This window comes from Streptococcus sp. oral taxon 056 str. F0418 (genome assembly GCF_000220065.1).
GTDB lineage: Bacteria > Bacillota > Bacilli > Lactobacillales > Streptococcaceae > Streptococcus.
Genome location: NZ_AFQU01000001.1, coordinates 1,336,845 through 1,362,556, shown reverse-complemented (window position 1 = coordinate 1,362,556; position 25,712 = coordinate 1,336,845). Strand labels below are relative to the sequence as shown.

Here is a 25,712-nt window from a genome sequence, read left to right as displayed (position 1 = left end):
AGGCAGCGTGGAAAATAGTCTACTTAAAACTCCTTTTCCAATTCTCTTTCAATCGCCTTCCGCTTGCCATCTATTAGTTTATCCAAGTATATTAGCAAGTTAATGTAGTCTATATCATCTTCAAATATTTCTTTGATTTTTTCTAAGAGTTCTTTTTCTAGTTCTAAGACCGGAACGTGACTACCAGTAAATAAATATGAATATGGACTAAAATGTATTTCTTGAAAAGACTTCTTACCAAATTCTTTCGATTTGAGCAGTTTAAATAATAGTAATCTTTGCTTACTATCTTCTATAACTTCTACACCTAGATTGACTAATCTAATTGCAAATTGCTCATTGTTTGTTGCCTCCAGCATTTCTAATATGATCTGACTGTCATTTTTTAGAATATCATCAAGCATATTGTTATAGTAGTAATATGGCCTATTTATTGCAAAGCGGATAAACTTTTTATAAATTTCTTTCTTATCTCTAAATCCATTTATAGTATGTAATACCATGTATCCTAAATTAGATCTTCCCATTTTTAGCTCATCAATTTTCTTCAATACTTCTACCGCAAAATTAATATCATTTTCTCCTAATTTTTGAAAAAGCTTATAGGTGTGATCCTTACTGCTCCCTAAATTGATTAAATACTGAGACTTTAAATCGTTTTCTCCAATTAGATTTATTAATTTTGGCACCTCTTCCTCTCTTATAAAATCAAAAATAACAAAATTATTATTCACCGCTTTTTGTATTAACAACTCTTTTAAACTAGGATCTTTCAAAATCAATCTCTCAAAATTTAAAATTGTAAAATAACATGGTAAAGAATTAGCTTCTAGAATACTCTTTAATGTTTGTAAATCTTCATTTTTTACTTTTTCAAGTTGAGTTAAATAGGCAAGTTGCCATTCATATTTTTCTGATTCTGGGGAGGAGGCAATAACAGACTGCATTGAGCTTTTCTCAATATTTTCTAAAAAACTAATAGGGGTTCTGCTTTCAAAATGATAGTTTGATTCAAACATAGAATTTAAAAATTCTATCTTGTTATCATTTTTTAATAGCAAAAACATATTAAATAGCACCAGTTCAATATTAATATCATTCATAAACAAGCTATTTTTAAATTGATTTGCAAAATTGAAAATATTTTGCAAATTGCTTGAATAGGTATCTGCAATTTGTTGTAATCTTATTTCAACATTATCCTTATAAAACCAAGCATGATTACGATTAGTCAAATTAATATATATATCTTGTCTCTCAGAAATCATATAATCATCAAACACACTCGGTAAGTTTTTTTCCACTTCAGCTTTATGTAAAGCATAAACTATTTTTTCTCCAATCATAGATAAGTTTTTAATGTCATTAAAAAATAATTTCCTAATATTTCTCAAATCTCCAAGGATAGTATTACAATGACTTTCTGAATATGTCAAAATTTTTATTCTATAATCATATAGCATTTTCTCAATATAAAATCTAGTTTCATAACTCCCTATATTATATAAAGTCGCTAAAAGTTTTAGTATACTTCTATGATACTGTTTTAATTTTTCACTATCTGGGACTTTATAGCGCCCAAATGTAAATGTCTCTTCATGAGCTTCTGTTCTTTCGATTTCAATTTTAAGATACTGCTTCAAAATTGTCACGATTAATTCTTGGTTATAACTTTTTGTCAAATCAAGATTAGCAAGTTCAGAAATGGTATTTTCAGCTAAGGTATAATCAATATATTCTCTTTCTGTAACCAAACCGTAGTTTGCTTCAAGAATACTATAAACCTCAGAAATCTTATTGGGATTTTTATCAAAGTACTTTAACAATAATTGGAGAATTTGACTACAATATTTTGTCCGTGTAGTTACAAATACAATATTTAAAACTGAATCCTCAATAGATTCCTTTTTATCCTTCTGATTAATAAAATTAGTCTTTGTATAAGCCTGAGGCTCTATATTATCAATTTTATTTTTAACGTGTGAAATTGCTTCTAAAGGAAGCAATACTCCAAATTGTATTAAAAACTTTTCTTTAAGTTCATCACTTTCAAAATTATTTTCATTGTAATATGATTTAACTGCATCAGAAACGCCTTCTAAATCACTCTCTTTCCTAATAAAATTGGAACATTGATTTAGTATTTGAACAACTCTTTGACCGTTTACTGGATATAACTCATGTAAAACTTCTAAAATTGATATTTTCTGATTAACTAAAAACTTGATAACTATATAATCATCTAATGATTGATCTGCTATCTTTACAATTTTGTCGTTATAAATATTACACAACTCTCGCTCATGAAGCTTCTCCACTGCACTCTTAAAGTCAGTATTTGTTATATCAGTTATTTTTAGTAATTTATTGAATTCCTGGTTCTCTTCTAAACTTTCCAGTCTAATCTTTTTTAAGTAAGATAAAATAAATAAAGTATTTTGTTCTGCATAAATAATGTTGTTTTTATTTAAAATTTCTTCATAGTAATCTTTTAAAATATCAATCTCATCATTAAAATTAATCAGATCCTGAGAACTAGATAACTTCGCTGCAATGACTGCAATACGTGGGTTACTTTTAGATATCGTTTTAATATGCTCAATTTCTTTACGAGTAAACTCAGTCTGGGAGAATTGACTGAGTAATTTTTTGAAATTATCATCTTTTAAAAGAGTTGGAACAAAATTATCGTAACCATAATCTTTTATGTTATTGATTATATCTTTTTTAGCATAATCTCGTACGGTAAGAATAAACCTAATATTAGTATTCGTATTCAATAGCCCAAGTGTCGAAATATAATTTTGCGTAGTATTAACATCATCAATAAAAATAATATTTTCTTTGTGTAAATTTAGATTGCGTTTTACATCTTGATAAATGTCTTGATTGTTGCTCTTAACACAAATAATGTTATATTTATTTCGGTCGAGCAAAGAGCAAATTTCAATTGCTAATCTAGTTTTCCCTGTTCCAGGCTTAGCAGATATTAAGAAAATTCGTTTTTCACTTGATTTAATGGTATTTATAATTTCACTTATATCTCCAATATAATCATTTGATATAGGAGCATTAGTTTTACTCTCATCATGAATTCTTATGAAGTCATTGATAGACCAAATTTGCTCTGTAGATTCACTGATTGATAGATACTCTTTTGCTAAATATTGAAAATCTAGCTTTCTAAGATCATTAGCAATTTCATTAATTCCAATCAATTCCAGCTGGTAAGGCTCAGCCATTTTTTCTAGATCTTCTTTTTGTTTAATTGTTATATTTGAAGAAGTATGACAACAAATAAGTCTCCTAACTTTATCTTCAGCAATATTTTTATCTAAAATTTTTTCCTTAACTGACTGAATGTCTCCTTCTAATTTAGATATTACAGACTTATGGGTGCCATACATAATATAAACATATTTACCATCTTCCTCAGCGTAAGAATCTGGAGTCCCTTTAGTTGTTTTATCTGTTCCTTCTTGTGAACCTAATGAAACAATTTTAAAATTGTATTTTTTCTTAGGTATTCATCTCCTAGTTTTTGAAACCTTCCTCCTTCTAACTCTTTTATAGCATTTTCAATTTTATTAACTAAGGTCATGGTCTTCCCTCTTTTAAATTTTTATAATTAATTAAATTATATCATCTCTTGACCTAACAATAAACTTATCAATTACCTTTTTTATTCAATACTTACTACACATATTTTGTTCACATAAAGAAAGTTTTGTTAGGGAAAATCTCCAACTTTCCTATCTTTAAAAAATCACTCATCTTTTCTAAAAAAAGCAGGCTAGACTGACAGTAGATCAGTTCTGGTCTGCTTTTTATCTTGTAAATAATTGCTTGATATCCATCAGCTTCTCTATTTTCTGATTGATTTCTGGTCGGTAGTCACAGAAGTTAATGCTCTGGATGCCACTGTTGACGGCGACATCCACATCCAGTGTCCGATCGCCAATATAGTAGGTTTCCTGCTTATCCAGGCCATATTTCTCGAGCAGATAGTCGATACCTTCTGGGTGGGGCTTGCGCTCAAAGCCGTTGGCTGTTGTGATGATTTCTGTGAAATAGTCATGAATTCCCAAGTCTTTTAAGATTTGATGGGCATTGAGTCCTTTGTGGGTATAGACAAACTGGGCAATACCCTGCTCTTCAGCCCAGGCTAGTATCTCCGCAGCTCCTTCCATCAGATGAACCTGAGCATTCTTCTCCTTTAGGCTTGCTCCACGAAAAGCATTCATCTCGGTAGCGTCCAGTCCTTTCTCAGAAGCTACTTTTTCCAAAAGCTTCTGGACAGAGTTCTTTAGGATATAGCTGTGGATACTTTCTCTGTCAAAGTCCAGACCATAGTGAGTATAGGTTTCTTCGATCCCTGCCAAAATAGCATCGTAGGAGTCCAGCAAGGTGCCGTCCAAATCCCAAATAAAAGCTGTTGTCATGTGATTTCCCTCATTTTCCTATCATATAGAGACTTTAAAAACAGCCAGCGGAAGCCATTGTCCAAGAGCGTCCCAGCCCAGACACCCGGAAGGCCCAAGCCAAATGTCACACCCAGCAAATAACCTGTAATGATGCGAATCAGCCACATGCCAACGGTCGTGGCATAAAAGGGCAGTCTAGCATTGCCCAGCCCTTGCCAGACAGCTGTGTAAATCACGGTTCCCACTGTCATAGGAGTTCCCAGCAGGGAGAAGAGGATGACCGAAAGGCTGGCGGTGATAGCTCCGCTATTATCCGTATAGAGAAAGGTCAGTGGCCGACCAAGGACAAAAATACCTAAAGCTAAGGGTAGCATACAAGTAAAAGACAGCCAGAAGGTCCGCTTACCAATCAAACCGACCTCTTTCATATCTCCCTCCCCAACTGCATGGGCTACCAGCATGACTGTTGCTGTCGCTACACCAAAGACTGGCATGTAGTTAAACTGCGTCAAAACTTCACCGATAGCATTTCCCGCTACCGCATCCGTCCCAAAGACAACCACAATAGCAATGATGACTACATCACCCGCCCGCATCATGAGTCTCTCTCCAGCAGCTGGCAGAGACAGGCGCAAGAGCTCTCTATCTAAGCCCCAGCTCCAGCAAATCGTGGACAAATCCAGCTCTCGCCAGAGAATGACCACACCGATCAAACGAGCCAGCACCGTTCCCAGTGCTACACCGACAATTCCAAGATGAAAAACGTAAATTCCCACGCCAGAAAAGAGAGCATTGAGGACATTGGTCAGAAGACTGACATACATGGGGACTCTTGGATTACTTGTGACCCGTACTAGAGCTCCAAAAGAAGTCATCAAGCCCAAAAGGACAATAGTCCCTCCAACCAGAGCCAGATAAAGACTACCTGCTTCGGCTACCGCTTTTTCTGTCCCCAGAAGATCCAGCATCTGCCTGCCAAAGAGCAGGGAAATCATGCCCAATACAAAACTCAGAAGTAGCGTCAGCTTGATAGCTTCGGCTGTATGATAGGCCAATCGTTCCTTGTCACCCTGAGCTAGACACTTTGAGATGAGACTGGAAATCGCTGCTCCCAGCGCGATAAAAATTGCCTGATAAATCGTAATGATATTGCCAGCCACCGAGACACCAGAGGTCGCAATCAGCCCTAGACTGGCCACCAGATAACTGTCGACCATTCCCATGAGCATCTGTAAAAAATTCTCCGCCATTGCCGGCAGGGCGATATTCATGATTTTTTTATAACTAGTCATAGAGAATATTCTTCCTTTTAAACATAAGCGACTTCACTTTTCCATAGGATACCCCAAGAAAAAATCAGCCAGATATCCAGCTGATTTTAGGCTTTCTAAACAATCTTTACAATCCTAGATAACGCTCAACCGCTGCCTGCATTTGGTCTGCAGCAACCGTTGTTTTGTGGCGAACTGGTGCTGTTTCTAAACCATCCACAGCTGGTGGAAGGGTTACGCCAGAAAGTTCGTGCAGTTGGTCCAAAGCCTCAAAGTCACTGAGTCCTGTTTGACCAGTCACAGCCTCAACAGCCACGACTGGGAATTTATAGGGACTAGCAGTAGACGCGATAACAGTCTTGCGCTGATCCCCTGTCTCTACCAGATATTTTTGATAGACAGCAGATGCAACGGCTGTATGAGGGTCTTCGATGTAGTTAGAGGCTTGATAGACCCGCTTGATTTCAGTAGCTGTTTCTTCTTCTGTTGCGTAGTCAGCCGCAAAGAGCTCTAAAATCTCAGCATCAAAGTCCGTCAGTTCATACTGTCCATGCTCATTCAAGGCCTCCATCAAGGCTGCTGTTTTCTCAGCGCTATTACCAGACAGATGGAAAATCAAGCGCTCCAAGTTAGAGGAAACCAGAATATCCATGGACGGACTAGACGTCACCTTGAAACTCCGCTTCTTGTCATAAACCTTAGTCTTGAAGAAGTCCGTCAGGACATTGTTTTCATTCGATGCACAGATCAGCTTGCCAACTGGAAGACCGATTTGCTTGGCATAGTAGGCCGCTAGGATATTACCAAAGTTCCCTGTCGGAACGGTAAAGTTGACCTTATCTCCTGCTGTGATTTCTCCCGTCTTCACTAGCTGAGCATAAGCATAGACATAGTAGACAATCTGCGGCACCAAACGGCCGATATTCATGGAGTTGGCTGATGAAAACTGGAGTTTGTGCTCCAAGAGACGAGCTCGTAGGTCTGTGTCATTGAACATGTGCTTGACATTGGTCTGGGCATCGTCAAAGTTACCGTCAATGCCCACCACATGCGTATTGGCACCTGTCTGCGTCGTCATTTGCAGCTCTTGGACCTTGCTGACACCGTCTTTTGGATAAAAGACGATAATCTCAGTTCCTGGAGCGTCCGCAAAGCCTGCCATAGCCGCTTTACCTGTGTCGCCAGAAGTTGCCGTCAAAATGACAATTTTGTTTTCCAAGCCGTTTTTTTGGCTGCGGTTGTCATCAGGTGAGGCAAGATGGACAAAGCCATATCCTTAAAGGCAATGGTCGCCCCGTGGAAAAGCTCTAGATTATACTGACCATCCAGCTTGACCAAGGGAGCAATCGCTGCATCATCAAACTTGCTGTCATAGGCATGGTTGATACAGTGGTCCAGCTCTGCTTCAGAAAAATCGTCCAAAAATGCAGACAAAACCACCTTGGCTACTTCCTGATAGGAAGCGTCTTTGAGCTTGGCAAAGTCCAAATCGACCTGCGGATAGGTAATGGGCGTAAATAGGCCGCCGTCTGTCGCCAAACCTTGCAGAATCGCCTGGCTGGCTGTTACTCTATTCTTTTCGTCTCGTGTTGACTGATAAACTAAAGTCATTCTCTCTCATCCTTTATCTGTAGTTCGCTTTATTATACCAAAATTTATCAGAAAATTCTCGCTTGCATCTATTTTCCTATTTTTGCTGTGAAGATATCTATTCACTCTGGGTTAGCTCAGCTAAATCGAGCTTCGACTAAAAACTCAAAAAAAGAACTGGCTTGGATTCATCGAATCCATCGTCCAGTTCTCCTATCTCTTATCAGTATTTTTCTAAACTGAACCCGACCTAAGCTCTGGGCAAAAAAGACAAAATCTCCTAGAAGCTGTCGCTTCTTCGTCTATTTTCCTATTTTTGCTGTGAATAAATCTATTCACTCTAGATTATATCAGCTAAATCGAGCTTCGGCTAAAAACTCGGAAAAAAGAGAACTGGCTCGGATTCATCGAATCCATCGTCCAGTTCCTATCTCTTATCAGTATTTTGTTAAATTGAACCAGACCTAAGCTCCTGGCAAAAAAGACAAAATCTCCTAGAAGCTATCGCTTCTTCGTCTATTTTCCTATTTTTGCTGTGAATATATTTATTCACTCTGGGTTAGCTCAGCTAAATCGAGCTTCGGCTAAAAACTCGGAAAAAAGAGAACTGGATCGGATTCATCGAATCCATCGTCTAGTTCCTATTTTTCATTCGTTTTTTAACGCCTACACATCTTATTTCACCTTCATCATCCGGACGAGGCTAGCCCGTTCGGCTTCTTCCAGCTTCATCTCAATGTAGTAGATGGTTTCTTTGAGGTCAGGGATGGTAGCATACTCTAGTCCGTTGACCCGACGGCGGGTTTTCTCGATTTCATCCGCCATGAGCTGGCAGCTTTTTTCAATCTCAGCCAGTCGCAGCAGATCAGGAAGCAGATCACTCATGCTTTCAATGGTTTCATCCATCTGACTGTTAGACGCCACATAGCTATAAACCACGTCTCCCTCGTCATCAGTATGCGGATTGTCAATATGGGCGTGCATCTTGGGCACGCGCACACTCATGATATTCTCAGTCTCCACATGCAGATTGACTTCCCGCGTAGGGACGGCAAAAATCTCCTCGACCATGAGGTCGCTCTCCAGCGCCTTGGCCATGACAAAATCCTGCAGATGACCGACCAGAGCGGATTCGACCTTTTGGCGAAGCTGATTATTCTCACGGACAGACTCAATGAAGCGCCGCATCAACTCATCCCGCTTATCCTTAAGCAGTTTATGCCCACGAACAGCCGTTTTGAGACGGGCTTTTAAGTTATTCAGCTCCATCCGAGTCGGCTTGACATTGAGTCGTGTCATCTTTCATCCTCCTTGGTCTGCGGCAGGTATTGGTCAATCATATCGCCCTTGATCCGCTTAAGCTCTGTTCTAGGTAAGATGGACAGGAGTTCCCAGCCCAGATCCAAGCTTTCCTCGATGGTTCGGTTGGTCTGGAAACCTTGATTGATGTATTCCTGCTCGAAGCGGTCAGTAAAGCGCACATAGAGCTTGTCCGTTTCGGACAGGGCGGATTCCCCCAGAACGACGGCCAGCTCCTTGGCCTGCTTGCCTTGCGCATAGGCGGCAAATAGCTGGTTCATAGTCGCAGCATGGTCACCTCTGGTCTTGCCCTCACCTGAGCCCTTGTCCTTGAGACGGGACAGAGATGGCAGGACATTGATGGGCGGACGATAGCCGCTGTTGTAAAGATCGCGTGAAAGGATAATCTGCCCCTCCGTAATATAACCCGTCAAGTCTGGAATCGGATGGGTAATATCATCCTCTGGCATGGACAGAATCGGAATCTGCGTCACTGAGCCTTTCTTGCCGACCAGACGTCCAGCCCGCTCATAGAGGGTGGATAGGTTAGTATAGAGGTAACCCGGATACCCACGACGGCCCGGCACCTCACGACGAGCTGCGGAAACTTCCCGCAGGGCTTCACAGTAGTTGGTCATATCTGTCATGATGACCAGAACGTGCATGTCTTTTTCATAAGCCAGGTACTCGGCTGCTGTCAGGGCAATCCGCGGCGTCGCAATCCGTTCGATAGCTGGGTCATTAGCCAGATTGATAAAGAGCACCGAGCGGTCAATGGCTCCTGTCTCCCGGAGGTCATTCATGAAGAACTCGGCTTCTTCAAAGGTAATCCCCATGGCCGCAAAGACCACGGCGAAGTTTTCATCAGAGTTGAGTACGGTAGCCTGACGGGCGATTTGAGCGGCCAATTCCTTGTGGGGCAGACCAGAGCCAGAAAATACTGGCAGTTTTTGCCCCCGAACCAAGGTATTGAGATGGTCAATGGCTGAAATACCAGTCTGGATAAACTCGTCCGGATAATCGCGAGCTACTGGATTGATGGCTTGACCGTCAATATCCAGATATTTTTCTGGCAAGATAGCTGGGCCACCATCAATCGGCTTGCCCATCCCATTGAAAATCCGGCCCACCATGTCTTCTGACACTGGCAGCTCTAGCGGATGACCGGTAAAGCGGACCTTGGCTTTTTCCAGATTGATTCCGCTAGAACCCTCAAAAAGCTGGACCATAGCCTTGTCTTCTTGGACTTCCAGAACCTGGCCCTGGCGCTTGCTGCCGTCATGTAGCTGAATTTCTACCAATTCATTGAAATGCACGCCAGCGACTTGGTCGACAATCATCAGAGGGCCGACAACTTCACTGACGGTGCGGTATTCTTTAATGACGCTCATTGTCTAGTCCTCCTTGGGCAAGAATCTGGTGCAGGGTTTCCTCGATAGTCTGACTGAGAGCCTGGATTTTTTCTAGCTGATCTTCGTGGATAAACTTACTGCGGGCAATTCGGTCACGCAGCTCCACCGTTCCTTCCATGATTTCCCGGAAATAAGCTCCCAGATCCAAGGCACGATTGGCCTCCGCATCGAAGGTTAGGATATTGCTCAATAAAGCCACCTGTTTTTTGAAAGAAGTATAGGTGTCCACATCATCAAAGGCATTCTGCTGCAGGTAGTCCTCGCGGATCATCTTGGCTGCATTCATGGTCAGTCGGTCCTTCTCAGACAAGGAATCCAAGCCCACCAAACGCACGATTTCCTGCAACTCACTTTCCTTTTGCAGGATATTCATGGCCTTGGTCACCTTTTCCGCCCAAGCAATCTTTTCATGCTGGTCGATATATGCTCCCACTTCGTCTAGGTAGAGCGAATAAGAGCTCAGCCAGTTGATAGCTGGGAAATGCCGGCGTTGAGCCAGCTGAGCATCCAAGCCCCAGAAGACCTTGACAATCCGCAGGGTATTTTGCGTCACCGGCTCAGAAATATCTCCACCCGGAGGTGATACAGCTCCGATAGCAGTTATAGATCCTTCGCGCGCAGTCGAACCGAGCGTCTTGACCCGGCCTGCTCGCTCATAATACTCAGCAATCCGGCTGCCAAGATAGGCTGGATAGCCTTCGTCACCTGGCATTTCTTCCAGACGGCCGGACATTTCCCGCAGGGCTTCTGCCCAGCGAGAGGTAGAGTCCGCCATGATGGCCACGGAATAGCCCATGTCTCGGAAGTATTCTGCAATAGTAATCCCTGTGTAAATTGACGCTTCCCGAGCCGCTACTGGCATATTAGAGGTATTGGCAATCAGCACCGTCCGTTGCATGATGGACTGGCCAGTTGATGGGTCAATCAGTTCTGGAAATTCATTGAGTACGTCGGTCATCTCATTGCCACGCTCACCGCAGCCGACATAAATAACGATGTCAACATTGGCAAACTTGGCTACTTGGTGTTGCACGACAGTCTTACCGGCTCCGAAAGGTCCTGGTACGGCAGCTGCTCCACCCTTGGTTACTGGGAAGAAGGTATCGATGACCCGCTGACCTGTCACCAAAGGCTCAACTGGAATCAGCTTCTGAGCAAAAGGACGCCCACGACGGACTGGCCATTTTTGCATCAGAGTCCCTTTAAAAATAGACCCATCCGCCTGCTCAATCTCATAAACAGTCTCTTCAACAGTGAAACTGCCAGCTGAGATATTGACCAAGCGTCCACTAACGCCGACTGGCACCATGATGCGGTGCTCCACAAGATTGGTCTCCTGCACCGTTCCCAGAATATCGCCAGCCTCAACCGCATCTCCGACAGACAGACTTGGAACAAAATCCCACTTAGTCTCTCGGTCTAGATTTGGCAGTTGAACACCGCGGACGAGGAAGTCGCTCTCCGTGATGGTCTGGAAACGCTCCAAAGGCCGCTGAATCCCATCAAACATCTGAGAAATCAGACCTGGACCCAGTTCAACGGACAGAGGACTTCCGGTCGTGGTAACCGGCTCTCCCGGACCCAAGCCAGAAGTTTCTTCATAAACCTGAATAGAGGCTTGATCCCGCCGCATTTCAATAATTTCACCGATCAGCCCTAAATCGCCAACCCGGCAGATATCCTGAATATTCGCTTCCTGCATCCCTGATGCCAGCACCAGAGGACCAGAAACTTTGATAATCTTTCCTTGACTCACAATCTTCCTCCATTCTTGGGAGATTTTTCTTGCTTCTCCATGAAAATCAAAGAGCAAACTAAGCAAGAGTTTGGATTTCATTTCCAAAGAGTATTTTTTTGATTCTTGCCGCGAGTTTGAAATCTTTCTTAGCTAGCTCTAGGGCAAGGATTGTTTCTTTTTATTTTAAAAATCAGATAAGGCTTTTATTTGCTGACCGTTTTCGTCAAAATTGTCTGGGCTTAGCCATTTTTCTAGACGGCTCTTGACGGCCGGCCAATCCTTGTCAATCATAGACAACCAGTCAGTATCTCGGTTGCGCCCCTTATATACAAGAGCCTGACGAAACCTACCCTCGTAGGTGAAACCAAGCCGCTCTGCTGCCCGCCTTGACGGCTGATTGAGGGAGTCGCATTTCCATTCATAGCGACGATACTCCAGCTCTTCAAAGACATAGCGTGCTAGTAAGTACTGGGCTTCTGTAGCCAGTCTGGTGCGCTTCAGCTTGGGCGAATAGGTCACAGCTCCCACTTCAATAACGCGATTATTTCGGTCAATCCTCATCAAGGCAAAAGTTCCGAGAGCCTTACCGCTCTCCTTGTCCACAATCGCATAGTGAAAACGGTCCTGTGCCGCCAGCATCTGATCTAGCTTCTGGGACCATTCTTCCTGATTTTGGGCAGGATTTTGAAAGAGATAGGTCCACATATCCGCAGGAGAATCCGGTCCATACACTTCATATAAATCCGCTCCATGCTTATCCTTGGACAAACGCTCGATAATAACATACTGGCCTTCGATTCGCTCCAGATTGGGCAAGTCCCCCGGCTGAAAATCCGGCAGAGCATCCCCAATGGGTTGGCCTAGTTCATTCATTCGCATAAAAACCTCACAATATATCTTGTCCGACAGCCTTTTCGACATTTTCATGAATCCGCGAAAGAGCCAGTCCCGTGCTCCCCTTATGAGTAGGAATGAGCACAAGAGCAGGAATCTCCAACTGATCATAGTAGGCCAGGGTTTCTGGAATATCCGCAGCCATATCCTCCGTCAGATAGATAATGCCAAAATCTTCACGGGCGAGCCGACGCAGGGTATGGACCGTCTCCTGAGCTTCCTTAACCGGAAAGGTCTGAAAACCAATCAGCTTAAAAGGGAGAATAGTATCACGATTCCCCACGACAGCAATCTTGTAGCTAGTCTTGTCCATAAATCGGTCGCATCCTTTCTCTGATAAGCTCTACTGGCAACTGATTGTCCATTCCTGTCAAAATCAGCCGCAGATTCTTTACTTCTAGCTCCTTACCCAGCAAATAGCGGGCAAGAGGGAGCGGGCCATCTGTCTCAAACTGACCAGCCGCCAGCAACTTAGCCTGCAAGAGGTCCGCTAGATATTCTAGCTCTACCGTCGTCAAAGTCTGGTTCCGCATTTTTTCCTCATAGGAGCGTAGTTCCAGATCGTAACCACAGGGATTGATCTGGCTAAACCAGGTCAAAAAATCCCCCTGCTCTGCCATGGCAATCCAGTTGGCAGCAGAAAGACTTCCCTCATCAGACAGGAGCTGCCTCATAAAGCTGCGCGGTTTTCCCAAACCAACAGCCCGCTTGACGGTGATAGCATTGTAAAAATCAATAGTCAGATTCACCAGCTGCAACAGACGGTCATCTTCCAGCTCCTGTGTCAGGCGCTTGAGATTCTGGAAATAAGCCATGTCCATACCAATCTCAAGCACGCGCACATCCTGATAATCCTGGTATTCTTGCCAGGTCGCAAGCACCTCGTCCAGCATGAAATCTGGACAATACTCAGCCGAAAAGGCCATGACTAGGTGCTCCAAAACCTCCAGCGAATAGGTCCCCACCGGCATCAACAAATGCTCCAAGGACTGACCTGTCGCCCGACCCTTGAGAAAAACCTTGAGATTGTGGTAAGTATAGCGGAGCGTGAAAATCTCTACCAGCTCCTTACTAGGACTGATCTCAAGCGCCCAATTATAAACGGAATACAAATGCTTCATCAGTACTTGCTCAATGGCATTGAGATCCTTAATCGCTTCAGCATCCATGGCATAGACCGTTCCCTGCAGAAGAGCTGAACGGCTGTCAGCATCGTCAGCCTGTAGCAACTGTTCATATTGCTGGGGCGTCAAAAAGGAAGCCTCCTGCACACTAATGGCTGTATTGACTTGAGAGAAGCTTGTTTCACTCATGGTCCGCCTCCTATTCTGCCTGGTCTTTGAAAATATCCTGAGCCAGACGGTAGCTTTCCTCCTGCCAGACAGAGTCCAGCAAGTCACGATAGAGATAACTATCATCCACCCGACCTTGGCTCAGCACAAAGCCTGCCTGATCGGCTATAAACTGGTCTGAAAAGTGTACTTGCGGAAAGGATTTTTTCAAGTCTTCTAACTGGCTGGAGCTAAATTTCTCAGCTGATAGAGCACCGAAAGTCAGTGCCAACTCTTTCTCTGGGTATTTAGCCAGGACACTCTTCAGAAAATGCTCTTCTTCAGCTGGTGACCAAGCTGCCATCTGAGCATAGGCTTCCTCAAAAAGCTCTCTGAGAACCCGCTGCTTGATGACCAGAGTAGACTGGCGCTTTTGATTTTCCAGCTGCTGAATATCGCGCTGACTGCGCCGGCTGATTTCTTTCAGCTGCTGCTCCCGCTGGCTAAGTTTTTGCCGAACCAGCTGAGCCTCACGTTCCTTGGCTTCCTGTTCTATTTTCTCAGTAGCCTCGGCCAAGAGCAGACACCCCTTTTCGTGGGCCTGCTTCAAGACAGAAGTCCTGAGTTCAGAATGACTTCCCATAATGGCCTCCTTGACGCTTACTGTACACCATTTACCATCATCAAAGAGACAACGAAAGCTAGGATAGCGTAAGTCTCAACCATAACAGCCAAGATGATGCCCTTGGTATTTTCTTCTGGGCGCTTAGCCAGAATCTGCATACCCGCCGTAGCTACTCGGCCTTGATGTTTAGCAGAAAAGAACCCTACAATAGCCACAGGAAGAGAAGCTAAAAAGAGGGCAACTCCGTGCTGCAAGGCCATTTCAGGCTTGATTTTAATAAAAATCATCATGCCAATCGCAAAACCATAGAGTCCCTGTGTACCAGGTAAGAGTTGTAAGATAAGGGCATTTACGAACTTCTCAGGTTGTTCTTTCAAAAGAGCTGCCGCTGCCTGACCAGTTGATCCAACTCCTAAGGCTGAGCCCATGCCACTTAAAAAGACAGCTAGAGCGATTCCAAGTGAGGCGAAGAAAGAACCACCGTAGGTTCCAAAGTATGATGCTAATGATTCCATAAATAGTTACTCCATTTCTAGTCATATAGAATGCTTATTTTTTATGTTTGATATATTTTTCTTCTGGTTTTAGGGGTGTGAAAGCTTTGCCACCGCCATCATAAAATTTACCAAAGAATTCCACAAAAATCAGACGAGCACTGTGGACATAGCCTGATAGAAAAGCCAGGGACATGTTGACCAGATGTAATAGGACGAAGGTCACAATCCCAACCGTATAACGTCCGATAGGCGGGAAAAGACTGACGATCAAATTAAAAGCTGAGCCCATGCTCGCTCCAGCCAACCCCAAGGCCATCAGTCGAGTAAAACTAACCAGATCTCCTACATAGCTGCTAATATTATAGAGATTAAACAAACCGGCAATCAAACCTGTGATTTTCTTACTCGTGACCACCGACACTACTAGAATACCAAGTGCATTTAAGATGGCTAGCCATTGACCGATCGGAGCTAAGATAGCCAAGGCAGGAAAGAGTTTTCCTAAGACTATGAAAAGCAGCCCCAACAAAATCAAAATCCAAGCAAAGCCACTGTTATAGGCCTCTCCATAATCTTTCAAACGCAGGTTCTTAGTTCCACTCAGCCAAAGGCCAGCTAAAATCGTCATAAACCCGAAAATCACCGATATTACTAAAATCGTCATAATATCTGTACTGGTGCTAATCAAGGCAAAGGGGAGTTCAAATCCTAAAAAGGAACCATACACCAACCCCCAAATCATAACCGCAACTCCTAGCAGTCGGAAAAAGCGAAGACTCTTCGCCAAATCTGGTTTGACATAAAAGAAGCGCAGGGCTAGGCTGGTTGCTACAAAAAGCAATAGGCCATATCCAATATCTGCCACCATCATGCCAAAGAAGATGAAATAAAACAAGGATACAAGAGGTGTGGGGTCTTTGTCGCCATATTTAGGCAGAGAATACATCGCTGTCACCAGCTCAAAAGGTTCAACTAAGGCATTGTTTTTGAGCTTAGTTGGGACTCTATATTCTTCATCTGACCTGATCTCTCTCGTCAGAATGAGAATACTCTGGCCAAACTGCTCCTTCAAGCAGGCCTCCAAAACTGAAACTTGATCTCTCTCGATCCAACCTTCCAAGGCTACAAGATATTTTGTACTAGCCAGTTGGCATTTCATTTCTTGACGAGAATACAGATTACAAATATAGTCCAACTGGATTTTCAACTGATCAAGTTGCGATTTTGACGCGACTAAACTTGCTTTAAGAGTAGCTATACGCTCCATCTGCTCGTTCATATCATGCTGGAGCATCGCTAAGCGCTCTCTCGGTAATTCAGGATACTCATAGTCGAATTGCTTAAATTGTAAATCTTGTAAAAAAGGATGAATTTGCTCGTACTGACCTCCACGATAAAGGAGTACCAGACCACGTTCTGTGTCCCTTACAAATATTTCCTGATAGTCTAAATCAGGGTAATTTTCTAGAGCTACTCGCCACGAATCATCTGCTTGATTAGGAATAACACCTACTAGCCCCCGAATATGCCTAAATTGCTGAAGAGTTGACGGTGTAATATCCAAATTTTCCCATTTTTCTAGGGCCTCATATTCTAACTGGTTCGTTTCAAGTTGATCTTGTAGTTGGCTTAAAGTTTGTAGCTGATGCCGAATACTTTGGACCAGAGACTCCTCATCGCACTCAGCTCCCTTTTTCTCTATATCCGACAAAAACAACTCCATTGGCTTTTCTGACAGCTTCTCAAATAACTTTTTTTTAGGTACAAATGCCTCTAAATCTACTATTAACCTCTCTATCAGCTCCTGACGCTTCTTTAACTCTTGTAAAGTCAAAGTTTCATCCGATCGTCCAACCAAGGACCGCTCAAAAGCCGACTGCCAATCTTTTTCTTGATGTAAATCGTTCAGCTGTACTATTTGCAGATCCTGTAGATAAAAAAGAAGTGGATCTAACAGCTCTTTTGGTAAAATCAAAGACAAATGCTGCATTACACTAATGGCCATATCTCTTTACCACCTTATCTACGATGGCTTGCACTAAATCCGCTTTTTTATCTGTTAGTGCAGCTTCCACTTTTTCCTGGTTCTTTTGAATCGTCACAGCTACATCTTGCTCTAAGCTTTCAATCTCCTTTTTTTCTTTTCTATCAAACTCTGAACAGTGGCAGCTGTCTCTTGATCATAGGCTAAACTCAAACTTTTCAGCTTTTCTTCCTGCTGATCTCGAAGCATTGTTATTTGGTTATCATATTCAGATAGCACTTCTTCTGCCGCCTGCTCGATTTCTTGCATTTTTTCTAGTGTAGTATTTTCCATAACCCTATCATCTCCTTTGGGCTGTAAGTTCTACTTGTGTAAATTATAGCACATTTGCCCTTTATTCGTCATAGTCTTTTCATGGATTGTTCTAATTATTTATCTTTCGACACAAACCTTAAAAGTCCTTTTTCTTCCACTAAAAATATACAACTAATTCGCATCAAATATGTTATAATATAAACATATAGAGCGCTTTCTTTTTGTTTTTAGGGGGATCAATGGATAAAAAACACGTTTTAGAAATCATCGAAAATAATCTTGACAAAATGACTGACTTAGAAAAGGAAATTGCTCAATATTTCTTGAAATCTCAAAACATTTCAGACGATTTATCTTCATTCCGGGTTAGTCAGCATCTGCATATTTCCCAAGCTGCCTTGACTCGTTTCGCTAAAAAATGCGGATTTATAGGCTACCGAGAGTTTAAATTTCAATATCAACAACAGATCTCAGAAAAAAAGGAAGAATTTACTCCTCCACATCACGATTTATCACGACGAGTCTTACGAAATTACACACAAATTCGAATTCAAACAGAAGAGATGATCGATGAAGAAAAACTTCAGAGAGTCGCTTCCTTAATCGAAAAAGCAGATCGCGTTTACTTCTTTGGGACTGGAAGCTCAGGCTTAGTAGCACGCGATATGAAGCTACGCTTTATGAGACTAGGGGTCGTTTGCGAAGCTCTGACTGATCAAGACGGTTTTGCTTGGACAACTAGTATTCTGGATGAAAATTGTCTAGTGATTGGATTTTCTCTCTCTGGACAGACTCAATCCATCATTGATAGCTTGATAGATGCTAAAAATATGGGAGCAAAAACGGTTCTGATAACGGGACTACCTGAAAAATTTAAAGAAGATTTTACCGAAGTCGTTGCTGTTGCCATTCAGAATAATCCTGAGTTTATCCTGCGAATCTCTGCGCAATTCCCCATGTTGTTAATGATTGATCTTATCTACGCCTTCTTCCTGGAAATTAATCGGGAAAAGAAAGAAAAAATCTTTAATAGCTTTTGGGAAAATCAAAAATTAAATGGATACTATCGCCGAAATACCAACAAAAGATAAAGTTTTTCAAAAACTTCATTAAGGAGCATATATAAAATAAAACCGAGACAAATATTTGCCTCGGTCTTTTAATTTTGCCTATTCTTGAAATGATAATAAGCGCCAAACATACCCGCAGTATTTTGATGATGAGCAAAGGCCAGTTCGGTTTTGTCAGCAATGCTTGGGACTAAAGCTTCCTGCAAAGCCGCCTGAATACGTGGCCTAAGAATAGCTTCTTGGCCCATAATGCCGCCTCCTAGAATAACAACTTCCGGATTAACGACATAGCAGATATTAGCAATTCCTTGACCCAGATAGCCAACCATACGATCGATGCCCTCAATACAGAGTTTATTGCCCTCAGTCGCTTCTTTGAAAATCCGACGGCCATTCCAATGCTCTGCGTCTTCTCCGTGTAGCTCAGCCACGTAATTGACCAAAGCAGTTGTAGATGCCACATCCTGAAAGGCTCCGTCCGGTAGATGCAGGTAACCGACCTCACAGGCAGAGTTACTAAAGCCATGGAAGACCTGACCATCTACGACCAGACAACCTCCAATACCTGTACCGATTGTCAAACAAAGGGCAATCTGGGCTCCCTTGCCACTGCCCGACATAGCCTCCGCCAGACCAGCACAGTTGACATCATTTTCAATCTCACAAGGCAGGGAAAAGTTTTCTTCCAGCACTTTTTTGAACTGGGTCCCAGCGTAATTCGGAATCTGCGGCCCAGCATAGAAAATTTCACCCTTGTCTGGATCCACCATGCCAGCCGAAGAAATACAAATCCCAGCCAGAGGTCCTTTTTCTAAATAGCCTGCAACAATGCTTTCAACCTTTTGCATAATTCCCGGACCGCCTTTGTGGGCCTCCGTCGGCATTTCATGTGCTTCCACCAAGGTTTCTGCCTCGTCGATTAAGCCATACTTGATATTGGTACCACCAATATCAATAGCAACATAGTTTTTCATAGCACACCTTCTCTCTAGTGTTTATCCTGTTGCTTATAAAAATTGCTCCTTGGTTTGTCTAATCAACTGAGCAGCTTCTTCCACAATTGGCCAATCACTTTCTTGCACTGGTGTCAGAGGAGAGCGGACAGATCCGATGGTCAAGTCTTCGTTAATTTCCAAAACACCCTTAATAACAGCGTACATATTGCCGTGGGCGCTGGTTAATTTTCCGATGATGGCATTAATCGCATATTGCAACTCTTTAGCACGTTCCAATTCCTTGTCAGCAATCAGTTGATTGAGTTTGAGAAAGAGTTCTGGCATAGCTCCGTATGTACCACCGATACCGGCTGCAGCACCCATGAGACGGCCACCTAAGAATTGCTCATCTGGACCATTAAAGACTACATGATCTTCTCCCCCAAGAGCTACAAAGGTCTGAATATCCTGCACCGGCATTGAAGAGTTCTTCACACCAATCACGCGCTCATTCTTGAGCATTTCCTTATAAAGGCTAGGAGTCAAGGCTACACCAGCCAGTTGAGGAATATTGTAAATCACGAAATCAGTATTAGGCGCTGCCGCACTGATGTCATTCCAATATTGGGCAACCGAATACTCTGGCAAACGGAAATAAATTGGCGGAATAGCTGCAATGGCATCCACACCCAAACTTTCGGCATGACGAGCCAGCTCCACACTGTCTTTAGTATTATTGCAAGCCACATGAGCAATGATAGTCAGACGCCCCTTAGCAACTTTCATCACTTCTTCTAGAACCTGTTTTCGGTCTTCTACACTCAGATAGATACACTCGCCCGAAGAACCGTTGACATAAAGACCTTGCACGCCCTTGGCGATGAAATATTCCACTAAAGCGCGAGTCCTCTCTGGACTGATTTTACCTTCCTCGTCATAGCAGGCGTAAAAAGCCGGAATGACACCTTCATATTTTTTAAATTTTTCATCTTATTCTCCAATTTACTCTTTTATAAACTTCTCATTTTCATATTTCCCAAAAATCTTTTCTAAAATTCCAATTTGTAGAAATCCTAACCCTGCAAAGCCAAGAAAGACGAAAACCGTCCAGCCTAGCAATAAAACAAAACCAGAACTATAAACCACAATGATAATCGCTATCATGATAGCCATCATCAAAAAGAACCAAGGGAAATTTAAACTAACCACTATTAGACTTGTTTGTAGACTATCCTTTAAACTCATGTCAAAATGTCCCGCCAAAGGATAAAGACCTAGAGCAATCAGTTCTGTAAAGATAATAAATCCCAAGCAAACTGCCTTTAATACTTGAAAAGGAAGAGCCACTTGTCCCCAGAAGAGTAATAAATCAAAGAGACTAATCCCTACAATCGCAAGTTCTAATAACCCCAGCTTCAATCCCAACTTAGCATTTGCACGAAATGCTTTCATATAGGTCGATGCCACTCTAACTCGCCGAGATTTCTTGATTTCAAACAAGGTTTGATAGAGACTCATTTTGGCTATGCCAAGGGTTAGTATTGGCAGACAGGATACTAGAAAAAGGAGGTTCACTGTTACCAAATCAAGAATTTTTTCACAGATTTGCATAAAGAAATTATCTGTATCAAAAATGGATTTTATTAACTGAGAACCTTTCTTTTTCATCGCTAGACCTCTCTATTTTCTACTCTTTAGTCTAATAAGATCTTGAATACACATTTTTTTACTATTTCTTCTTGACCAGCAAATTGATTAGGCTGATGAGCTTCACCAGTCAAAAATGCGGCAAAATTAACACCGTCTAAAAGCAAAGGATAAGCTTGGTCACAAGCTACAAAGCCAATATCCCGTTCCTCGTCGTAAGCTTCTAAAACTTCCTTCTCTTGACAGCCATACTGAATCATCTCATGACCGGCTAAGAGAAAATGCAAATCTAAATATCGGGCATGAAATTCAAAGCTATTAGCTTGTTCCTGACAGAGTGTGTTTTCTTGCAGAAAGAAGAAAACTCTATCCTCGTCTACATCGTAGCGCCCCAAATCCAAACTAGATAAATCATGAGTCATAAGATATTCAATGGCCGTATCAATATTTTTATGTACCCCTTGATAACGAGGGAGATTCTCTAATTGATCAAAAAACATATGCCACTTCCTAACCCTTGACAGCTCCCATTGTGATTCCCTGAGTAAAGGATTTTTGAAAGACTAAGAAGACGGTAACGATTGGCACTGCTGCTAAAGCTGCACCAGCCATGATAAGACCATAGTTAGTTGCCATCTCAGCCTGCATAGTCGCAACCCCAAGCGAGATTGTTAGATTTTGACGTGAAGTCAGCATGACTAACTGCATAAAATAGTCATTCCAAGTATTGATAAAGGTGAAGATTGCCAAAGCAGCAAACCCTGGTTTGACAATTGGGAAGGCAACACTCCAGAAGGTCCGAATTTCTCCACAACCGTCAATTTTAGCAGACTCAAGAAGTTCCGTTGGAATATTTTCACTAAACTGCTTCATAAGGAAAACCCCGAATGGCCAACCAACTAAAGGCAAGATAACCGCAGCCAAGGTATCGTGAATTCCCATGAAGTTAACAATCCGTACCAAGGGCACCAGCACTACCTGCTTAGGCAAAGCCATGGCTGCAATGAAGATAGCAAAGAGAATCCGCTGTCCGTAGAACCGTTTCTTAGCCAAGACATAGCCTGCCAAAGAGGAAGTTGCACAAACCAAGAGCATGGTTGCTAGTGAAATGAAGACACTATTCCACATCCATTGCAAGGCTGGGTTTTGAACCATCAGTTGCTGGAAGTTTTCCATAGTTGGCATAGATGGCCACCACTGAGGCGGAATCATAATCGTATCAGGCTGAGACTTAAAAGCTCCTGTCAAAATCCAATAGAAAGGGAATACAAAAAGAATCGTCAACAATGCCAAAACAACAGATGATAGAACTTTAAAAGCTGTAATTTTTTAGTTTCCATATTGATTCTCCTTTCTAGTATTCTACGTCATTTCCAAGAATCTTGAATTGAGCAAAGCTGATGAGGGCAATCATGACCGCCAAGAACACTCCCATTGTATTAGCATAGCCATATTCAGATAGCTTGAAGGCTTTTTCATACAGGTAGTACATGAGTGTACTAGTTGAGTAGTTTGGCCCACCTGATGTCAGGAGCTGAATCAAGGCAAAACACTGGAATGAATTGATGGTTGTAATAATAGCGATGTAAAGTGTCGTAGGTAAAAGGCTAGGCCATTTAATCTTCCAAAACACTTGCAGTTCTGTAGCTCCGTCTACACGCGCCGCTTCCACCAAAGAATTGTCAATATTTCCCATAGCGGCGATATAAAGAATAATCGGCTGACCAACTGAAGTAGTCAAAAGGATGATGATTATCGCCAACAGCGCCCAATGTTTATCTCCCAGCCAAGAAATATTTTGATTGATCACATGACCTGACTTCAAGACAAAGTTCAGAATCCCAGATAGGGGATCATAAATCCATTTCCAGACTACTGTTACCGCCACACTACCTGTAACTACCGGTAGGAAGAAGACGAAACGATAGAAGGAACGAGAAATTGCGTTCATTTGATAAGTTTGCGAAGCTACAAACAAAGAAAATAGTACTACAATTGGCACCGAACCAATTACAATAATAACCGTATTAATCAATGACTTAATAAAAACTGGATCATTCAACATACGGCTGTAATTGTCAAATCCTACAAATGTAAATGACGTCATTGTATAGTTGAAGAAACTGGTTACAAATCCCATAAGCATCGGCGCCAGAACAAATATAATGAAGAAAAATAGAACTGGTGCCAAGAATGCATACGATACCAAGGTTTCTTTCATTCTGATTTTATTTATTTTCACAATGAAACCCCCTCTTTTAATATTTTTGATAAAAATACCCCTTTTCCTATTTTGACTAGACTGACAACAGAAAAAGGGGCAGATATAGAACTTACTTATTTTTTACTAATAGTCTGATTTGCTTTTTCAGTAAATGTCTTCAAAGCAGGTTCAACTTTTTCATCTCCATTAGATACAGATTGCAACATTGGGAACCAAAGTGTTCTCATTTCTGCAAAACCATCAATAGTGTTGTAGTAAGGTGAGTAGTATTGTGTCCAGCCACTAATTGTTTCCATACGTTTGTCGTCGTACAGTTTGCCAAATGAAGAGCGAACTGGGAATGCTCCTGTACGAACTACGTTCTTAGGCCCCCACTCTTTGTCATCTGCAATGAATTGGATAAATTTCTTAGCAGCTGCCACTTTCTTATCATCTTTGTTGTTAAATACTGCAAAACCATTTACTAAATATTCTAAAGCTGGTTTACCAGAGTCTGATGGGAATGGTACTTCTACTACATCTACTTTGCTTGCTTCCAGCAATTTCGCTTGAATACCATTTTGTGCTGGTGCCCAAAGAACTGTGTAAGAAGTTTGACCGTTGGCAAAGTTTTGGATATCAGCCCCACCATCGTATTGAGAACCATTCATCATTAATCCATCATTGATCCAGCTAACTGCCTTTTCAAGCCCTTTAACAAATTTAGGATCATCAGTTGTATATTTAGTTACTTTTGCATCTGTTACAGAACCACCATAAAGATTAGCAATGAAGGCGCGAGTTCCTTGGTCTCCCCCTTGACCGTTACTGAATAGTGAACCAGGAGTAAAGCCTTTTTCTTTCAACGCTTTAAGGACTTTCTCAAAATCTTCAGTAGTCCAGCCTTCTTTAACCAAATTAGCTACACCAGCTTCTTCTAACATTTTCTTATTCATTGCCATGTAGAAAGGAGCCGAACTAATTGGATACATATAGGCTTTATCACCGGCCTTGCTAGCTTGAATGATATTATCATTATTTACGTCTTTGACAAAGTCATCTGTAAATAGATCATTTAGATCTGCTAGCTTACCATTCTTACCATATTGAATAATCCGACCTGGTGCATCAAATAAAACATCTGGTGCAGTTCCTGCTTCAATAGCTGTGGTGATTTTTTCTGGACCAGATTTGAAATCAATTGTTTCAAGGTTTACATGGATGTCTGGATTTGCTTTTTCAAAAGCTTCAATAATAGATTTTTCATAAGTTCCTACACCATCGCTTGCCTTTTCTTGAGTGAATACTGGGAAAGCCCACCAGGTAATCTCTGTTTTTCCTGATTTATCGCCAGAGCTAGCAGCCTTATCTGAGCTACCACCACTATTTCCACAAGCTGCTAAAGTAAGTATAGCTGCTCCTGCTACTAATGAACAAAGTATTTTCTTCATTTTCATTTGTTTTTCTCCTTAAAATTTTCAGTCTAAGTCTTGTAGGCTATTTTTTCTACCTACCTCATTAGTTGGAAGATGAATGATTTTAAATTTAATCTTTTCTAATTCTAAACCCCTATATCACTCCTTCTTTGGATTCTTTTCATTCAGTCTAAAATAAAGTCAGTCAGTTTATTTTAGTTTGAGACATATTTATTTCCTCACCGCTGCTACAAAGCGTTCTGTGATTTCTTTAGGACGAGTAATCGCTCCGCCAACTACAATTCCACGAACTCCTAAGTCATGAATCGCTTTGGCATCAGCAGGATAGTGAATCTTCCCTTCCGCAATGACGTCCAACCCTACATCACAGAGATTCTTGATGAGCTCAAAGTCAGGACCGTCTACTTTTGGACTATACGAAGTATAGCCTGATAAGGTGGTTCCAATAAAATCAACCCCCGCTTCAGCTGCAGCAACTCCCTCTTCAAAAGTACTAATGTCTGCCATCAACAACTGGCTCGGATATTTTTTCTTGACTTCCTTGATGAACTCCTCGATAGTCAAACCGTCAAAACGTTCTCTTCTGGTACAATCCAGCGCAATGACTTCGATATCTAATTCTGCTAGTTCATCCACTTCTTTCATGGTAGCTGTTATAAAAGGTTCTTGCGGTGGATAGTCTCTCTTGATAATCCCGATAATGGGCAGAGAGGTCACCTCTTTTATCTCTCGAATATCCCGAACACTATTGGCTCGTATACCAACTGCACCGCCCTGCTCAGCAGCCTTAACCAATAGTGGAATTACTCCGCCCGCTTCTGTATACAGTGGTTCATGCGGTAAGGCCTGACAGGATACGATGATTCCATCTCTAATCTGTTTGATTAGATCCTCTTTGGAAATCTGTGCCATAGGCAATCTCCTCTTTTTCTAATAATGATCCGTTTGTTTTATAATGTCATTATATATAATTTTTAAAGCGCTTTCAATAAATTCTGGTATTTAGAATTTAGTTTCCCACTTTTCAATTTTTATTCAAAACTCTGAAAGTAGTTTCAGAGCTCAAAAAATTTTTTCAAAAGAAAAAAGCAAAGAATCTAC

Annotated in this window: 21 protein-coding genes and 2 pseudogenes; 1 reads left to right on the top strand and 22 read right to left on the bottom strand. The window is 41.8% G+C overall.

Features of this window, described 5'->3' with window-relative positions; genetic code table 11:
• Window positions 1-23: 23 nt before the first annotated feature.
• From HMPREF9182_RS06855 to HMPREF9182_RS10975, 14 genes and pseudogenes are all read right to left on the bottom strand, one after another.
• Window positions 24-3,601: pseudogene (locus HMPREF9182_RS06855) on the bottom strand (ATP-binding protein).
• A gap of 226 nt (window positions 3,602-3,827) precedes the next feature.
• The gene (locus HMPREF9182_RS06850; RefSeq protein WP_009754406.1) at window positions 3,828-4,442 is read right to left on the bottom strand and encodes an HAD-IA family hydrolase; all 615 of its coding nucleotides are present in this window, start codon (window positions 4,440-4,442) and stop codon (window positions 3,828-3,830) included.
• Entirely contained in the window at window positions 4,439-5,716 is a 1,278-nt protein-coding gene (locus tag HMPREF9182_RS06845) for an MATE family efflux transporter (RefSeq protein ID WP_009443083.1), read from the bottom strand. The genes HMPREF9182_RS06850 and HMPREF9182_RS06845 overlap by 4 nt, the downstream gene beginning before the upstream one ends.
• Window positions 5,717-5,822: 106 nt before the next feature.
• Window positions 5,823-7,306: pseudogene (gene thrC, locus HMPREF9182_RS06840) on the bottom strand (threonine synthase).
• A gap of 654 nt (window positions 7,307-7,960) precedes the next feature.
• Complete coding sequence (locus tag HMPREF9182_RS06835; protein WP_009754243.1) at window positions 7,961-8,584, bottom strand: V-type ATP synthase subunit D; 624 nt, start codon at window positions 8,582-8,584, stop codon at window positions 7,961-7,963.
• Entirely contained in the window at window positions 8,581-9,975 is a 1,395-nt protein-coding gene (locus HMPREF9182_RS06830) for a V-type ATP synthase subunit B (RefSeq protein WP_009444019.1), read from the bottom strand. The genes HMPREF9182_RS06835 and HMPREF9182_RS06830 overlap by 4 nt, the downstream gene beginning before the upstream one ends.
• On the bottom strand, window positions 9,962-11,752 hold the full coding sequence (locus HMPREF9182_RS06825; protein WP_037603078.1) for a V-type ATP synthase subunit A: 1,791 nt from the start codon (window positions 11,750-11,752) through the stop codon (window positions 9,962-9,964). The genes HMPREF9182_RS06830 and HMPREF9182_RS06825 overlap by 14 nt, the downstream gene beginning before the upstream one ends.
• A 165-nt stretch (window positions 11,753-11,917) precedes the next feature.
• Complete coding sequence (locus HMPREF9182_RS06820; protein WP_037602773.1) at window positions 11,918-12,613, bottom strand: GNAT family N-acetyltransferase; 696 nt, start codon at window positions 12,611-12,613, stop codon at window positions 11,918-11,920.
• Window positions 12,614-12,620: 7 nt separating this feature from the next.
• Window positions 12,621-12,941 carry a V-type ATP synthase subunit F gene (locus tag HMPREF9182_RS06815; RefSeq protein ID WP_009443143.1) on the bottom strand — a complete coding sequence of 107 codons (321 nt, stop codon included), beginning with the start codon at window positions 12,939-12,941 and terminating at the stop codon, window positions 12,621-12,623.
• Complete coding sequence (locus HMPREF9182_RS06810; protein ID WP_009754727.1) at window positions 12,928-13,941, bottom strand: V-type ATPase subunit; 1,014 nt, start codon at window positions 13,939-13,941, stop codon at window positions 12,928-12,930. The genes HMPREF9182_RS06815 and HMPREF9182_RS06810 overlap by 14 nt, the downstream gene beginning before the upstream one ends.
• A 10-nt stretch (window positions 13,942-13,951) precedes the next feature.
• Window positions 13,952-14,542 carry a hypothetical protein gene (locus tag HMPREF9182_RS06805; protein WP_009443358.1) on the bottom strand — a complete coding sequence of 197 codons (591 nt, stop codon included), beginning with the start codon at window positions 14,540-14,542 and terminating at the stop codon, window positions 13,952-13,954.
• A gap of 17 nt (window positions 14,543-14,559) precedes the next feature.
• Window positions 14,560-15,039, bottom strand: coding sequence for a V-type ATP synthase subunit K (locus tag HMPREF9182_RS06800; RefSeq protein ID WP_009754917.1), 480 nt, complete (start codon window positions 15,037-15,039; stop codon window positions 14,560-14,562).
• Window positions 15,040-15,073: 34 nt separating this feature from the next.
• Entirely contained in the window at window positions 15,074-17,026 is a 1,953-nt protein-coding gene (locus HMPREF9182_RS06795; RefSeq protein ID WP_009443892.1) for a V-type ATP synthase subunit I, read from the bottom strand.
• Window positions 17,027-17,137: 111 nt separating this feature from the next.
• Window positions 17,138-17,338: a hypothetical protein gene (locus tag HMPREF9182_RS10975; RefSeq protein WP_009755078.1), complete on the bottom strand. Its 201-nt coding sequence runs from the start codon at window positions 17,336-17,338 to the stop codon at window positions 17,138-17,140.
• 221 nt (window positions 17,339-17,559) lie between these two features.
• Here HMPREF9182_RS10975 and HMPREF9182_RS06785 point away from each other — a divergent pair, with 221 nt between their 5' ends.
• Window positions 17,560-18,411, top strand: a complete 852-nt coding sequence (locus HMPREF9182_RS06785) for a MurR/RpiR family transcriptional regulator (protein ID WP_009754226.1) — start codon at window positions 17,560-17,562, stop codon at window positions 18,409-18,411.
• A gap of 68 nt (window positions 18,412-18,479) precedes the next feature.
• On the opposite strand, the gene HMPREF9182_RS06780 is transcribed toward HMPREF9182_RS06785, so the two are convergent.
• The 8 genes from HMPREF9182_RS06780 to HMPREF9182_RS06745 form a co-directional block, all read right to left on the bottom strand.
• Window positions 18,480-19,364: an ROK family protein gene (locus tag HMPREF9182_RS06780; RefSeq protein ID WP_009754236.1), complete on the bottom strand. Its 885-nt coding sequence runs from the start codon at window positions 19,362-19,364 to the stop codon at window positions 18,480-18,482.
• A 33-nt stretch (window positions 19,365-19,397) separates the two neighbouring features.
• Window positions 19,398-20,285, bottom strand: coding sequence for an N-acetylneuraminate lyase (locus HMPREF9182_RS06775; RefSeq protein ID WP_037602770.1), 888 nt, complete (start codon window positions 20,283-20,285; stop codon window positions 19,398-19,400).
• Window positions 20,286-20,327: 42 nt separating this feature from the next.
• Window positions 20,328-20,993, bottom strand: coding sequence for a DUF624 domain-containing protein (locus HMPREF9182_RS06770; RefSeq protein WP_009755019.1), 666 nt, complete (start codon window positions 20,991-20,993; stop codon window positions 20,328-20,330).
• A gap of 26 nt (window positions 20,994-21,019) precedes the next feature.
• On the bottom strand, window positions 21,020-21,472 hold the full coding sequence (locus tag HMPREF9182_RS06765; RefSeq protein ID WP_009443559.1) for a YhcH/YjgK/YiaL family protein: 453 nt from the start codon (window positions 21,470-21,472) through the stop codon (window positions 21,020-21,022).
• Window positions 21,473-21,482: 10 nt separating this feature from the next.
• Entirely contained in the window at window positions 21,483-22,298 is an 816-nt protein-coding gene (locus HMPREF9182_RS06760; protein ID WP_037602768.1) for a carbohydrate ABC transporter permease, read from the bottom strand.
• A gap of 28 nt (window positions 22,299-22,326) precedes the next feature.
• The gene (locus tag HMPREF9182_RS06755) at window positions 22,327-23,214 is read right to left on the bottom strand and encodes a carbohydrate ABC transporter permease (RefSeq protein ID WP_009754489.1); all 888 of its coding nucleotides are present in this window, start codon (window positions 23,212-23,214) and stop codon (window positions 22,327-22,329) included.
• A gap of 95 nt (window positions 23,215-23,309) precedes the next feature.
• Complete coding sequence (locus HMPREF9182_RS06750) at window positions 23,310-24,632, bottom strand: ABC transporter substrate-binding protein (protein ID WP_009443646.1); 1,323 nt, start codon at window positions 24,630-24,632, stop codon at window positions 23,310-23,312.
• Between the two features lie 189 nt (window positions 24,633-24,821).
• Window positions 24,822-25,523 (bottom strand): N-acetylmannosamine-6-phosphate 2-epimerase, encoded by a 702-nt coding sequence (locus HMPREF9182_RS06745; protein ID WP_009755111.1) that lies wholly within the window; start codon window positions 25,521-25,523, stop codon window positions 24,822-24,824.
• Window positions 25,524-25,712: the final 189 nt, after the last annotated feature.

Excerpts from the sequence above, each read along its gene's own strand:
- HMPREF9182_RS06850 (WP_009754406.1), bottom strand. The coding sequence starts at position 4,442 with ATGACAACAGCTTTTATTTGGGATTTGGACGGCACCTTGCTGGACTCC.
- HMPREF9182_RS06845 (WP_009443083.1), bottom strand. The coding sequence starts at position 5,716 with ATGACTAGTTATAAAAAAATCATGAATATCGCCCTGCCGGCAATGGCG.
- HMPREF9182_RS06835 (WP_009754243.1), bottom strand. The coding sequence starts at position 8,584 with ATGACACGACTCAATGTCAAGCCGACTCGGATGGAGCTGAATAACTTA.
- HMPREF9182_RS06830 (WP_009444019.1), bottom strand. The coding sequence starts at position 9,975 with ATGAGCGTCATTAAAGAATACCGCACCGTCAGTGAAGTTGTCGGCCCT.
- HMPREF9182_RS06820 (WP_037602773.1), bottom strand. The coding sequence starts at position 12,613 with ATGCGAATGAATGAACTAGGCCAACCCATTGGGGATGCTCTGCCGGAT.
- HMPREF9182_RS06815 (WP_009443143.1), bottom strand. The coding sequence starts at position 12,941 with ATGGACAAGACTAGCTACAAGATTGCTGTCGTGGGGAATCGTGATACT.
- HMPREF9182_RS06810 (WP_009754727.1), bottom strand. The coding sequence starts at position 13,941 with ATGAGTGAAACAAGCTTCTCTCAAGTCAATACAGCCATTAGTGTGCAG.
- HMPREF9182_RS06805 (WP_009443358.1), bottom strand. The coding sequence starts at position 14,542 with ATGGGAAGTCATTCTGAACTCAGGACTTCTGTCTTGAAGCAGGCCCAC.
- HMPREF9182_RS06800 (WP_009754917.1), bottom strand. The coding sequence starts at position 15,039 with ATGGAATCATTAGCATCATACTTTGGAACCTACGGTGGTTCTTTCTTC.
- HMPREF9182_RS06795 (WP_009443892.1), bottom strand. The coding sequence starts at position 17,026 with ATGGCCATTAGTGTAATGCAGCATTTGTCTTTGATTTTACCAAAAGAG.
- HMPREF9182_RS10975 (WP_009755078.1), bottom strand. The coding sequence starts at position 17,338 with ATGGAAAATACTACACTAGAAAAAATGCAAGAAATCGAGCAGGCGGCA.
- HMPREF9182_RS06785 (WP_009754226.1), top strand. The coding sequence starts at position 17,560 with ATGGATAAAAAACACGTTTTAGAAATCATCGAAAATAATCTTGACAAA.
- HMPREF9182_RS06780 (WP_009754236.1), bottom strand. The coding sequence starts at position 19,364 with ATGAAAAACTATGTTGCTATTGATATTGGTGGTACCAATATCAAGTAT.
- HMPREF9182_RS06770 (WP_009755019.1), bottom strand. The coding sequence starts at position 20,993 with ATGAAAAAGAAAGGTTCTCAGTTAATAAAATCCATTTTTGATACAGAT.
- HMPREF9182_RS06765 (WP_009443559.1), bottom strand. The coding sequence starts at position 21,472 with ATGTTTTTTGATCAATTAGAGAATCTCCCTCGTTATCAAGGGGTACAT.
- HMPREF9182_RS06750 (WP_009443646.1), bottom strand. The coding sequence starts at position 24,632 with ATGAAAATGAAGAAAATACTTTGTTCATTAGTAGCAGGAGCAGCTATA.
- HMPREF9182_RS06745 (WP_009755111.1), bottom strand. The coding sequence starts at position 25,523 with ATGGCACAGATTTCCAAAGAGGATCTAATCAAACAGATTAGAGATGGA.